This is a genomic window from Terriglobus albidus, assembly GCF_025685425.1.
In the GTDB taxonomy this organism is placed as follows: domain Bacteria; phylum Acidobacteriota; class Terriglobia; order Terriglobales; family Acidobacteriaceae; genus Terriglobus; species Terriglobus albidus.
This window is the reverse complement of sequence record NZ_JAGTAS010000041.1, coordinates 1-13,252: the sequence shown is the minus strand read 5'-3', so window position 1 is coordinate 13,252 and position 13,252 is coordinate 1. Positions and strand designations below refer to the sequence as shown.

Annotated in this window: 9 protein-coding genes and 1 other RNA gene; 4 read left to right on the top strand and 6 right to left on the bottom strand. The window is 60.2% G+C overall.

Translation table 11 applies throughout. The features are described from left to right. Positions 1 to 258: 258 nt before the first annotated feature. Positions 259 to 2,328: a TonB-dependent receptor gene (locus tag OHL21_RS07755; RefSeq protein WP_263416683.1), complete on the bottom strand. Its 2,070-nt coding sequence runs from the start codon at positions 2,326 to 2,328 to the stop codon at positions 259 to 261. Positions 2,329 to 2,410: 82 nt separating this feature from the next. Between OHL21_RS07755 and OHL21_RS07750 the strand changes: the two genes are divergently transcribed. Together OHL21_RS07750 and OHL21_RS07745 are read left to right on the top strand one after the other, a co-directional pair. Beyond that, entirely contained in the window at positions 2,411 to 2,797 is a 387-nt protein-coding gene (locus OHL21_RS07750) for an RNA-binding S4 domain-containing protein (RefSeq protein ID WP_263416682.1), read from the top strand. Positions 2,798 to 2,809: 12 nt separating this feature from the next. Next, positions 2,810 to 3,100 carry an ArsR/SmtB family transcription factor gene (locus tag OHL21_RS07745; protein WP_263416681.1) on the top strand — a complete coding sequence of 97 codons (291 nt, stop codon included), beginning with the start codon at positions 2,810 to 2,812 and terminating at the stop codon, positions 3,098 to 3,100. 262 nt (positions 3,101 to 3,362) lie between these two features. Here OHL21_RS07745 and OHL21_RS07740 read toward each other — a convergent pair whose 3' ends face one another. Together OHL21_RS07740 and OHL21_RS07735 are read right to left on the bottom strand one after the other, a co-directional pair. Then, positions 3,363 to 5,222 (bottom strand): 30S ribosomal protein S1, encoded by a 1,860-nt coding sequence (locus OHL21_RS07740; RefSeq protein ID WP_263416680.1) that lies wholly within the window; start codon positions 5,220 to 5,222, stop codon positions 3,363 to 3,365. Positions 5,223 to 5,580: 358 nt separating this feature from the next. Then, positions 5,581 to 6,672, bottom strand: coding sequence for a Rieske 2Fe-2S domain-containing protein (locus OHL21_RS07735; RefSeq protein WP_263416679.1), 1,092 nt, complete (start codon positions 6,670 to 6,672; stop codon positions 5,581 to 5,583). 70 nt (positions 6,673 to 6,742) lie between these two features. Here OHL21_RS07735 and OHL21_RS07730 point away from each other — a divergent pair, with 70 nt between their 5' ends. After that, on the top strand, positions 6,743 to 8,680 hold the full coding sequence (locus OHL21_RS07730) for an ArnT family glycosyltransferase (RefSeq protein ID WP_263416678.1): 1,938 nt from the start codon (positions 6,743 to 6,745) through the stop codon (positions 8,678 to 8,680). A 40-nt stretch (positions 8,681 to 8,720) separates the two neighbouring features. On the opposite strand, the gene hpnI is transcribed toward OHL21_RS07730, so the two are convergent. From hpnI to OHL21_RS07715, 3 genes are all read right to left on the bottom strand, one after another. After that, a complete protein-coding gene (gene hpnI / locus OHL21_RS07725) occupies positions 8,721 to 9,881 on the bottom strand; it encodes a bacteriohopanetetrol glucosamine biosynthesis glycosyltransferase HpnI (protein ID WP_263416677.1) in 1,161 nt (386 codons plus the stop codon). A gap of 144 nt (positions 9,882 to 10,025) precedes the next feature. After that, entirely contained in the window at positions 10,026 to 11,273 is a 1,248-nt protein-coding gene (locus OHL21_RS07720) for an ABC transporter permease (protein WP_263416676.1), read from the bottom strand. Continuing rightward, positions 11,274 to 12,500 carry an ABC transporter permease gene (locus OHL21_RS07715; protein ID WP_263416675.1) on the bottom strand — a complete coding sequence of 409 codons (1,227 nt, stop codon included), beginning with the start codon at positions 12,498 to 12,500 and terminating at the stop codon, positions 11,274 to 11,276. 77 nt (positions 12,501 to 12,577) lie between these two features. Between OHL21_RS07715 and rnpB the strand changes: the two genes are divergently transcribed. Beyond that, an RNA gene (gene rnpB, locus OHL21_RS07710) (RNase P RNA component class A) lies at positions 12,578 to 13,004 on the top strand. The last annotated feature ends 248 nt before the right edge of the window (positions 13,005 to 13,252 follow it).

Genomic DNA, 13,252 nt, shown 5'->3' with positions numbered 1-13,252 from the left:
CTCCCGTCCTCGTGACTACTTGAGCCAAACTCGCCCGCAGCCGTGGTTGTGGGAAAGAGGGAAACAGCTTCACCGTTTTCCGCCTTTTCCAACAACCTTTCCTTGACAATCCAGACAGTCGCTGAGCAGAGCGAAGAGCCTGCTTTCAAACCGCGGTCCCTATCCCGGGTGCCCCACCCTCGCAACGCTAGGGTGGGCAAGGAAGCCACAAAACTTCAACTCAAGCAAAGACAACCATTCAACAATTCAACCAATCAACTATCTCGCGCCGTGAATCGCGAGCCGCATCGTCACCGTCTGCGGCGCCGCCAACGTCAGCACGCCCGTTCGTCCCGCATCGATCGACCGATCCAGCAGATTCTGCACCGCGACTGAAGCCGTAAACCGCCGCGCAAAATCGCGTTCCGCCTGTACGTCGAAGCGCGCGTAGCTTCCCAGCTTCAATGTGTTCAGCGTGTCGTCATACTGGCGTCCGCTGACATACGTCACCACGTTCAACCGCCCAATGTGCTCGCTCTCTGCGGTCGTTGTCAGTGTGAAGGAGTGACGTGGAACCTGCGGAGCCCACTTGCCCACAAGCTGCGGCTGCTGATCGAAGCGTGTCACGGTTGCAACCGCAAGCTGATACGCTCCCGTAATCACCAGCGGACGGATAGGATGCATCCGCGCCTCCAGCATCATGCCGCGGCTGCGAAGCTGGCCCGCATTGAAGCGCTTGTCCGTGGTTGCAGTGGCGGTCTGTGTCTGGATCACGGTGGTGATCGGCCGGTTCACCATCGTCCAGAAGCCTGAGGCGCGTATCTGTATATCGTGCGCCAGCGTGGCATTGCCGCCCAGCTCGAATCCGGTTGCCTTCTCTGAGCGCAGGTCCGGATTCGCCAGGGTCGTCGTTGTGCCTACTGTGCTTGTACGGTAGAGCTCGTTGAGCGTCGCTCCGCGGAAGGCGCGGAAGACTGAGCCTGTAAGCGAGACGCCGCGCCCGATATCACGCACCACACCCAGCCTCGGGCTGAAGACATTCTCAGCTCGTCCGGTCAGCGTTACCGGCGGTGTCGAGATCTGCCGCGGATCGATGATGGAGAAACGGTCATAACGTCCCGACAGCTGCAGCGTCCAGTGCCGCGGCTGCCACACACCGAGCGCGTAAGCGCCGGTATCACGCTGCCTTGCCCGCGTATTGGTCTGTGCCTGCGGCACGCCGGTGGCGTTGTAGGGGGTTTCGATATTGGTTGCGCGGACGTCGCGCAGATCCGAACCGAAGGCGATGGTTACGGGAGCTCCCGCGAACCCACGTGCCCACTGTGCTGCATAGCCGCGCTCCTCCGAAGGAACACTCTGCGTGCGCACCACGCGCTCTGAGCTACGTGCCGCTCCGCCGAGCACCGTGCTGAAGCTCTGGCGGTAGTTCTCTTCCGCTCCGTAAAGCCGCAGGAAAGCACGTCCATGGTTGGCAGAGTTCCAGTCGCTGCCCGCGGAGTAGCGCCAGAGCCGCGTTGCATTTGTGGTCAGCGGAGTCCCATTACCTCGATTTTCATTCAGCAGGTTGCCGCGCAGGAATCCCGAAAGCTCATTCGTAAACCGGCGACGCACCTCAGCGCGCCCGCTCTGCCAATGCACAAAGGCAGGCACATCGACCGGACCGCGTGCTGCCGGCGCTGTCAGCCTATAGCCGTCAGTCTGGAAGAGCGTCACAGCTCCGAGGCCGCTCCACGGCCCCTTTGCCAGCGTCAGCAGACCATCGCCGTCGGTTGTATTCAGTCCGCCACCTTCGATGGACGCTCCATAGCGCAGAGGTCCAGCCTCTTCGGGAGACACATTGATAGCTCCACCGATCGCTGACGATCCGTACAGGTCCGAAGCTCCGCCACGCATCAGGTCCACCTGCCGTAACGCCATCCGTGGCAATTCGTTCCAGTGCACCCAGCCGCCGAAGGCATCGTTCAGCGGCACCTGGTCGCTTAGCACCAGCGTGCGTGAGGCCGCGGTCGATCCCAGGCCGCGCAGCGAGATGCCCTGCGATGTGGGGTTCGCCACCCATGACGATGTTCTGCGAAAGAGCTGAAAACCCGCCACCTGTTTCAAGCGATCATCGAGCGTGAATCCCGGTGTCCGGTCCAGATCTTCATTGGAAAGCACACGCACGCTGGAAGCGCCGGCATCGAGCGACAAAGCCTGCCGCGAGGCCGTCACCGTCACCTGCTCATTCACGGTCGGACGCACCGGCTGGGCGGGCGTCGATGTGCTTTTCGAACTCGGTGCGCTCTGGGAAAAGAGCGGGGCAGAGAGACAAAGAACTGCAGCTACGGCGGCGTGCTTTACGTGCTTCATGGAATCGATCATGGCATACGGTGTGGAGGTTTGGCTTGTCACCACTGGCGGAATGACGTTTCGGCGCGCGAGAATGTTTCTTATGGCAGTTCCCGCGCATGTGCGCATCGACAAATGGTTGTGGGCCGCGCGTTTCTTCAAGACTCGATCTCTGGCAGTCAAGGCCTGCGAGCTGGGCCGCATCCTGTCCAACGGACAGGCCGCTAAGCCGGCACGGGAGGTAAGACCAAATGACCGGCTGCGTATCACCAATGACGGCGGCACGTTTGAAGTGACAGTTCTCGCGCTCAGCGAAACGCGCGGACCTGCCGCGGTCGCTCAGGCGCTCTACCAGGAGAGTGAAGAGAGCAAGGCCGCCCGCGCTCTTGTTGCCGAAGCGCGCAAGTCCATGCCAATCTTTGAGTTCGAATACGAAGGCCGTCCTTCCAAGCGCGATCGCCGCCAGCTCAGCCGCCTTCGCGGGAGATGAAATAATCGCGCTATGACATCCCGGAAGGTCACGCTCACCCCCAAAGAGTTCGCCCTGATTGGCCGTGCTCTGGCAGAGCCGCGTCGTGTGCAGATGCTGAAAGACCTCTCCGCCCGCGAGACCTGTATGACCTGCGGTGAGCTGCAGGAGACCCAGGACATCACCCTGCCCACCCTCTCGCACCACATCAAAGAGCTCGAGGCCGCCGGCCTGATCGAGGTCCGCCGCGAAGGCCGATGCGGCTTCCTCACCCTGAATCGCGAAGTTCTCAAAGCCTACCTCGAAGAGCTCTCCCGGATTTAATGCATCCCCGCCGCAAGCCGCGGCGTCTTCCTTAAATATTCGACACTCGTCGAAGCTTTGGCACGGACCCATTCCTTATGCCACACGCGCCCGGCGGCCCTACCTCATGCGGCCCCGGGCGCTTTTTTCAAGGAGCCGATACAACGCGATACCCCACCCTTCGCTTCGCGAAGAATGGGGCAACGGGTGTTGTGGCCAGCTCAAAACAGAAGAGCCACCCCGAAGGGTGGCTCTTTTGTTTATCAGAGAGAGTGCGTGTGAGTTACTCGCGCTCGCTGCGCTTCCAGTTGATCAGATCGCCCAGCGTGGTGCTGGAAGAGCTGGAAGTGCTCGAAGAGGAGGAGGATTTGGACTTGTAGCTCTCAACCTCTTCACGGCTGGCGTCGTCACCGATACCGCGCAGGCTCAGACCAACCTTCTTCTCTTCCGGGCTCATCTTTACGATCTTGAACTCGCGCTCGTCACCGATCTCGAGGTGTACAGGTGCGCCGATGTCATCAACCATCTCGGATACGTGGCACAGACCCTCAACACCCTCGGCGATCTCAACGAAGGCGCCGAACTGCGCGGTGCGGAGAACCTTGCCTTTCACGACATCACCGGTGCGGTGCTGCGCGAAGAAGGTATCCCAGACATCGGGCTCAAGCTGCTTGATGCCGAGTGACAGGCGGCGGTTCTCCGGCTCGACGCCGAGGACAACAGCCTTCACCTTCTCACCCTTCTTCAGAACTTCGGAGGGGTGCTTCACGCGCTTGGTCCAGCTCAGATTGCTGACGTGCACCAGACCATCGATGCCGTCTTCAATCTCGATGAAGGCGCCGAAGTCGGTGAGGTTGCGGACGCGGCCCTCAACGGTGGAACCCACCGGGAACTTGTCATCCAGCTGCTCCCACGGATTCTCCTGCAGCTGCTTCATGCCCAGCGAGATGCGACGATCCTGCGGATTGACCGCGAGGATGATGGTATCGACCTCGTCACCCGGCTTGACCAGCTTGGAGGGGTGCTTCAGACGCTTGGACCAGCTCATCTCGCTGACGTGCACCAGACCCTCGATGCCCTGCTCCAGCTCGACGAACGCGCCGTAGTCGGTGACCGAGAGAACGCGGCCACGAACCTGCGCACCGATCGGGTAGCGCTCAACCGCATCCAGCCACGGGTCAGGCGTCAGCTGCTTGAAGCCGAGCGAAACGCGCTGCTTATCTTTGTCAAACTTCAGAACCTTGACCTGGATCTCATCGCCAACCTGTACCAGGTCGCGCGGATGCGTCAGGCGGCCCCAGCTCATATCGGTGATGTGCAGCAGACCGTCCAGACCGGAGAGGTCAACGAACGCGCCGTAGTCGGTGAGGTTCTTCACCACACCGGTCAGAACAGCGCCCTCTTCCAGAGTCTCCAGCGTGCGGGACTTCTTGGAGTTCTGCTCCTCTTCCAGGATCTCCTTGCGGGAGACAACGACATTGCCGCGCTTCTTGTTCAGCTTGATGACGCGGACATCGATCGGATGGCCCACATAACCATCGAGATTACGAACGGGGCGGATCTCAACCTGTGAACCCGGCAGGAATGCCTTGATACCGATATCGACGGTCAGGCCACCCTTCACGCGGCCGAGAACAGTACCGGTGACGATGGTCTTTTCATTGGCTGCCTTCTCGAGCTCATCCCATACGCGCAGGCGCTGTGCCTTCTCGTAGCTGACCAGATAGCCGCCTTCGGGCTCCTCACGCTCAACGACCACGTCCACCGTATCGCCGACATTGAACTTCGGCGCACCGGTGTGGTCCACAACCTGATCCAGCGGAATCAGACCCTCGGACTTCAGGCCGATGTCGACCACCACGTGCTTGTCGGTGATCTTCACCACGGTGCCTGTCGTGATGGTGTCGTCGGACATCGCCGACTGGGCTGCTTCCTTTTCGGCTGCCTGCTCGCGGTCGAAGCTCTCGAGCGCGGTGGCAAAGTCCGCCATGTCGTAGTCGACGTCGTTGTGCTCATCGGCTACATCGGTGGTGTGGGTGGTGTCGGTAGCGGCCGCAACGGCGGTCGTCTCTTCAGGGGTGAGGGTTTCCAGTTCGGTGTTCAGGGTTTTGCTCTCTGTTAAAGGATTTTGGGGTTCAGCCATTGGACGAGTTTGGGATTCAACCATTGGACGAAAACTCCCGAGGCCAGGATTCACGCGACCTGCTGATTTTCCGACAAGGACATCAAGTCAGCCCGCAGCATCTTGGGGGCCGGCTCAACTACTTGTCCCACTTCCCAAAGGGAGGCTCGGCAGGCAGGAGCGAATCGGTTGTTGCAGGGTCCCCCCGCTGGTCTCGTGGAGCAGAGGGGCTCGATTTCTATGTTAGCAACGTGGATATCCCGCGTCAAACCAACCTGACACAAGATTTACATTGATTTGACGCGGATTTAGCGCCATTTGCGGATCACATCAATCCATAGGGTTCACCGAAGCTGCCGAGCCCCATCTTTTGATAGGGTCAGCTCCGCCAGTGCAGCTCCACCGGGCCTGGAAGCGGGTGTTCTCCCTCACCAGAAAGCCGCCGCTGTTTCAGAGCGAAATACCATTTCGCAGGTTTGTCGGCGTCGTCGATCAGCATCATCGCCGGCCGGAAACGCAAACCCTCAGCCTGCTCCATCATCGTTTCCTGGTCCTGACGGACGAAACGCTTGCCAAACCACATGGCGATGGGCCGCACGACCGGCAGCCAGGCCAGCATGCTCCAGGCGGCAATCACATCAATCCGGCAGGTCGAGGCCGTTACCGGTGTAACCGTCGTGAGCGAGGCGAACCAGTGGGTGATTTCGCCGTTCTTGCTTGCCACCACCGTCTCGAATCGGCGGTTCGGCAGGGAAAAATCGATTGTCGTTACCGGCTTCCCTATTAATTTGTAGGGCGCTGAGTTCGACGAAGGCGTATGCGGCGACATCCGGAACCCATCCGGGATCGGCTCAAAATGCTTGGCCTTCTCGTGAATGCTGGCGGCGCTGCGCCACCACCAGGCGCGGTGTACAAACGGGCCGTGTGCGGGGTCCATCAGGCCGATAATGCCGTGATCCACATTGCACGGCAGATCTGCCTGCAGGTGAGCCGTGGTGAACCGCGGACCAAACTTCGGCAGCTCCGGGACGGGCGGCAGACTGGCAGGCGCGCGATTTTCGCCCGGTTTAGGGATATAGACCCAGGCATAGCCGTCCTGCTCCACGCAGGGATAGGCGCCGGCGAAGATTTTGCCGGGCTGCAGCGTGTCAAATTGCGTCAGCGATGGGATTTCGGCGCACTGGCCACCGCAGGGCTCGAACTTCCAGCCGTGGTACTTGCACTGGACGTGCTCGCCGTCGAACCAGCCGGCTGACAGCGGAATGCCGCGGTGGGGGCAGAGATCGCGCATGGCGAAGATGCGGCCGTCGTTTTTTCGTCCCAGCAACAGCGGAACACCCAGCAGCAGGGAGGTCGTGGTCTTTCCCTTGCGCAGCAGGTCGCTGCGAAGCGCCGGGTACCAGTCGCCGAAGATCAGCTCGGTCGGCGGGCCTTCAACATGGGCCAGGAGACTGTCATTGCGCAACTTCATCCGAGCCTGAGGCTACACCATTCAGGCTGTAAAGGAAGAGTGACGTGACGCACATACACTGAAAGGGAGCATGCGCGAGATCGCTCCTCCAACTTCCCCGATGGCCCCACAGCGCCGTCGTCTGCTGTGGCTCCTGGCCCTGTGGGCTCTCTTTTACGCCAGTTTTACGCTGTTTACCCCGCCCCTGCTGGACGACGCTGACTCGGTCCATGCCGAGGTGGCGCGCGAGATGGTGCAGCGGCACGACTGGGTGACGCTATACGCCAACGGCATCCGCTACCTGGAAAAGGCGCCCATCCTTTACTGGTCGATGGCTGCTTCCATCAAGCTGTTTGGCGCGTATGCCGCAGCCGCAAGAGTTCCTATGGCATTGATGGTGCTTGGTTTAGCGATAGCTGCCTGGGGTTTCGGACGGCTGCTGGCAGGGCACGAGCGGTCCGGATTCTATGCGGCGGTCATACTGCTCTCCAGCTTCGGCATCTTCATCTTCAGCCGGATTCTGCTGCCCGACGTGGCGGTATGCCTTTGGCTGACGCTGGCAATGTTCTGTTTCTGGCAGACGGAGAGGATCGACTTCGCCGACGCGGAGCACGGATGGGAAGGGCAGCGGCGCGCCCAGCCGGTCGCCTGGTGTTGGGGTTTCGCCGTCTGCTGCGCCCTGGGGGTGCTGACCAAGGGACTGATCGGCATGGTCTTCCCCCTCCTCATTGCCGCGGCCTACCTGCTGTTTACGCGCGGAGTAAGGGGGACGCTGGTCCGCCTCTGGCACCTCCGGCCGATTAGCTCTCTGTTGGTGTTTCTGGCGGTGGCAGCTCCGTGGCACGTCCTCATCGGACGGGCAAATCCAACCGAGGGGCATCCCGGGAGCCTTACCCGGTTGAACGGGCACTGGTTTGTGCCGGGGCCCACGCTGGGCAATGTCCATGGGTGGACCTGGTTCTATTTCATGAACGAGCACGTACTGCGCTACATGAACCTGCGTGTGCCCCGGGACTACGACACCGTGCCGCTCTGGCTCTTCTGGCTGCTGGTGTTGGTATGGCTGTTGCCCTGGTCAGCATTCCTGTTTCCGGCTCTGAAACGGGTCCGGCTGCGGGAACGGACAGAGGCCGGCCGCGCGAAGCTCTTTCTGGCGGTATGGGCGGCAGTGCCGATGCTCTTCTTCAGCTTCTCCACACGGCAGGAGTACTACGTGCTCCCCGTATTGCCCGCCCTCGCGCTGCTGATTGGATGGTGGCTGCACGAGGAGGCAATGGAGGCGGAGAGCTTTACTGTACCGCAGCCGTTAGTCACTGCCGGGCAACGTGCGGCGACCGTGGTGTTTGTGATCGGCGTCCTGGTGATGCTGGTCTGCGGCCTGCTCCTGCTGAATGCGAAAGAGCCTGCTCCGGGCACCGATATTGCATCCCTGCTGCAGCAGAATCCCGGCGACTACGCCCTATCGTTCGGGCACTTCCTCGACCTCAATGCGGCGGCCATGGGAATGTTTGCCGGGCCTCTGGGTCTGACCGCCATAGCCTTTGGCGTGGGAAGCGCGATGGCATGGTGGAAGCGGCGGCAGTTTGAGCCGCATCACTCGAATCTCTGGATCGTGGCGTTAGCCTTCACTTTTCTGCTGGCGGCGCACACGGGACTGCGCTTCTTCGCTCCGGCGCTCAGTTCCAAACAGTTGGCCGATGCCATCAAGGACGAGGTGCAACCGAACGACCTGATCGTGATCCACGGCGAGTATGAGGCTGGGTCCACACTCGGCTTCTATCTGCGAAGGAACGACATCCATATCTTCGAAGGACATAGTGCGAACCTCTGGTACGGATCGTTCTTCACGGACGCACCGAAGATCTTCGAGGACGAGGCTTCTCTGAAGGCGAAATGGAAGGGCTCGCAACGAATCTTCCTTTGGGCCGAAAGCGGCAAGGTTCCGGCATTCCTCGGGAAAGACTACGTCGTTGTCATCGAGAGCGGCGGAAAGCTATTGATCGCGAACTACGCGGCGCGGCTCAAGTGAGCACGAATTGAATCATTCAATTATTCAATGATTGAATGATTCAATTCGCTCGGATCAATTTCCCCTTATCCAACCTGAACGTCTCCCCCCGCCACTCAATCGTGTTGTCCATCAACCCATACAGCCAGAGCAGCAGGCAAGCGACATCCTTGAAAGGAACAAGCCAAAGATCGCGCAACACCTGTCCATCGCGCAGCACACCAACACCGATCGCAAGGCAAACAGCGATGCGTGCCAGCAGAGCCATCGAAAGCAGTGAAAAACTCCAGAGATCAAAGCCGCTGGCGATGACAGTAGCCACCGCCCACGGAACGCAGTACGCGAGCGGGAGACCGAAGTAGCCGCCAGGGCGTGCATCACGCACGGTCCGGTACCAGCGAAGCTGATGCGTCCAGTAACCTGCGGCGTCGTATTGGGGCGCCGAGGTGTCGACGATCTCATCGGAGAGCACGACCTCATACCCGGCTTGGCTGATACGAAGCCCAAGCTCGTAGTCATCGGCGAGATACTCGACGATCGATTCCAGGCCGCCGATCTCCTCGATGATCCGCTTCCGTGTGGCCAGCGTTGCGCCCAGACCGAAACGGATGCCCTTCTCCATGCGCCGCGCGGTCAGCAGACCTGGAATGAAGTCGCACGAGACGCCCAGCGCTTCAAACTTTGCCCACAACGTTGCGCCGCGCGTAGCTGTCACGACGCGATAGGCACAGGTCACCATCCCGGTGCGGGCATTGTCAAAGGGAGACATGATACGCGCCAGGTAACGCGGCGAGACGACGATATCCGCATCGTTGATGACGATGTACTCGTGACGTGCATGCGGCAGCATCTGCGCCAGGTTGCTCACCTTGCCGCTGGTGCCCAGACGCAACGGACAGTGCACCAGCACGATGTCCATCTGCGGGAATTCGGCCTGCAGCCGATGCACCTCGGCGACTGCGGGGTCATCCATGTCAGAGACACCGAAGAGCAGTTGCACCGGCCCCTCATACTGCTGGGTACAGTGACTGGCAAAGGCCGCATAGAGCTTCGGGTCGACGCCTTTAAGCGGCTTCATCACCGTAACGCCAGGAGCAAACTCCGGACGCTTGGCCGTACGCCAGAAACGGACAAAGTCACGCGCGCCCCACAGAGCCAGAAGCGAGAAGGTAATCCCTGCCAGCGTGAGCAGGGCGAAGAAGATGGCGATAGCGAGAGCCATTATGGTTAGGGTAATTGGTCCGGGAAGAAACGAGTTGCTAGTTGCTGGTTCCTAGTTGCTGGAAGAAGCCACTAAAGAGGTGACTAGCCATGCAGCTTCGGCCCAACTAGCAACCAGGAACTAGCAACCAGCAACTGCGTTGCGCTACTCGTAGCGCAACGCCTCGATTGGATTCAGATTCGCTGCTTTCCAGGCCGGGTAAATGCCAAAGACCAGTCCAATGCCGCAGGAGCCGATGAAGGCAACGATAATCCAGACCGGCGAGATACTGACCGGAACGATGAAGTGAAGCAGGCTGGCGAGAATGCCTCCTACGGTGATGCCGATGAAGCCTCCGACGGCGCACAGCGTCATCGCCTCCAGCGTGAACTGAGAGAGGATCGTCTTCTTGGTGGCTCCGATGGCTTTGCGCACGCCGATCTCGCGTGTCCGTTCCGTGACGGAGACCAGCATGATGTTCATCACGCCCACACCGCCGACCATCAGGCCGACTGAGGACAGGCCGAACATCAACGCAAACAGGCCGCCGGTGATCTGCGACCACAGACGTGTGATCGAGTCCGAGGAAAAGATGGCGAAGTTGTCGTTCTTGTTATTCGGCACCTTGCGTCGACGGCGAAGCAGGTCGCGCAATTCATCCTCGACCAGCGGACGGTTCTTCTGGTCGTCGTACTTCACACTGACCCAGTAGTCCAGCACCTCGGGATGCAGCTTGTGAAAAGTGTTAAGCGGCACGTAGGCGTAGTTGTCCTGCGGATTCTTCCCCCCGCCGACCAGTGACTTCTGCTTGTCCATCACCCCGATGACCGTGAAGGAGCGCCCTTCGAGAGTGATCTCCTGGCCGAGAGGGTTTTCCCCAGGAAAAAGGCCCGCGGCCGTGTCGTGCCCGAGCACAACAACGTCAGAGGCGCGTTCTTCTTCGGTGTCGGTGAACATACGCCCAGCGGTCATGTTGTAGTCATAGACGTCTTTAACGGCGGCGGTATCGCCCTCGATGGAGACCGACTGCACCTTGCGGGTCTTGTACTTGGCGGTGACGTTGCCTTCGTTGAACTGGAAGTTGGTGTAGCGCAGGCCAGGCGAGACGGCGACGACATGCGGCAGTTCCTTCATCGCCATGGCGTCTTCATAGGTAAGCTGCTTGCGCGTCAGCATCTCGGTTGTCGGACGGCCGAAGCCGAACTCAAAGCGGAAGACCCACAACACATTGGTGCCGAAGCTGGCGACTGCGTCCGAGACCTGGGCATTGAGGCCGTTGATGACAGACGAGATCAAAATCACGGTGGAGACACCGATGACGATGCCAAGGATGGTCAGGCCGCTGCGCAGCTTATTAGCGCGCAGCGTATCCAGCGCCATCGTTACAGTCTCTTTGAAGTCGCCGAGGTTCATTTACAGCTCCGACCGCAGCGCAACGATGGGATCCAGCGTGGCTGCCTTTCTTGCAGGATAGACACCGAAGAACAGACCGACGACGGTCGCAACAAACAGGCCGGCGAAGATGCTCCAGACGGCGAGCGATGACGGGAAACCGAGAGCAGCAGTGACGCCCTGTGCTACGCCAATGCCTCCAATCACGCCGAAGACGCCACCGACCAGCGAGAGGGTCGCGCTCTCGATAAGGAATTGCAGCATCACGTCGCTCCGCTTGGCTCCAAGCGCCTTGCGAACACCGATCTCGCGGGTGCGTTCGGTCACCGAGACCAGCATGATGTTCATAATGACGATACCGCCGACCACCAGCGAAACACCGGCAATGGCAACGGCGACGGCTTCAAAGCCTCCGGCGATCTGATTCCACAGGCCCACGAAGCTGTCGTTGGTGTCGAGGTTGAAGTCATCTTCCTGGCCTGGGCGATTGTGGCGCTCGCTGCGCATCAGCGTGCGAACCTCTTCCACGGCGGCATTCAACGGCTCACCGGTCGAACCTGCCTTGGCGTAGACCGTAATCGACTTCGAGGTGCCATAGCTGCGCTGGTAGGCCGTGATGGGAACGGCGACCCAGTTGTCCTGGCTGGCTCCGAAGCTCTTGCCCTGTTTTTCGCCGACGCCGATCACGGTGTACGGAACGCCGTCGACACGAATCTCCTGCCCAAGCGGATCATTGCCGCCGAGCACGTTGTCCTGAATGTCGGTGCCGATGATGGCGACGTGCGCGTTGTGCTCTTCTTCGGTTGGGGTAAAGCTGCGGCCCAGCACCACGTTGAGGTTGTACATAGGCGGCATGGAGGCGGTCCATCCGCGGATGTCGGTATCCGTAGTCGAGTGCGTGCCGGAGACGACCTTGCCGGTCGTGCTCTGCAGCGCTCCTACGGCCTGGCAACGGCGGCAGTGCTCCGCCAGGAACTGATAGTCGTCTATGCGGATGATCTTCCGCTTCTGGAACTTGGTGTACTCCTCGTACGAGGTGATGACACGCGGCTGCTTGCTGACGGTGAAGACGTCGGCGCCATAGCGATAAATCTTTTCGGCGACGTAGACGTTGGCGCCGTTGACCAGGGTGACGACAGCAATCACCGAGCCTACGCCGATGACCACGCCGAGCAGCGTGAGCACGGAACGGAGCTTATTGGCCCACAGCGATTGCAGGGCGATCTTGATGGCTTCGCGGAATTCCATGGGTGGGTGATCTTGTTCGATAAGGGTACGTCAGAAACGCGGCAGAAGTTCGCTGGTTCGTTAGAATAGAACTCAGCAGATGGGGCCGGATGGTCGCTGCCGGCTTCGGCCGGGAGAGGAAAGTCCGAACTCCACAGGGCGGTGTGCCGGATAACGTCCGGGACTGCACCGTAAAGGGTGCAGGACGGCCAGTGCCACAGAGAAGATACCGCCCCGGGTAACCGGGGTAAGGGTGAAAAGGTGCGGTAAGAGCGCACCGCGCAGTCAGTAATGATTGTGGCAGGGTAAACCCCACACGGAGCAAGACCAAATAGGCGGGGAGATGGCTCAAGACCCAGACAGGGCCATCGCGTGCCGGCCCGGCACGTTAAGGTGGGTCCCCAATGCGGTTCGCCGCAAAGGGCCGAAACTCGCGGGTAGGTTGCTGTTGAGTGTCCGCAGTAATGCGGCGCCTAGAGGAATGACCGTCTAAAACAGAATTCGGCTTACGGGCCTTATCTGCAAAAACACGGCCCTGGGACACGGATGTGTTCCGGGGCCGCCATGTTTGCAGTAATCCGGGATGCGTGGGCTGGTTCGTTGAAAGTTGCAAGTTGAAAGTTGAAAACGTACGACCGTGGAGGTCATAGCCGGGTGCCCCTCGATAAGGAAGAAGACTGTGTCAAGGGGTAAAACGAGCGTACACCACTATTCGATGCGCGAGCACCGTATGAGTGTCCAGGGAGCGAGGGTTTCGAGGACCAGAGCTTCTG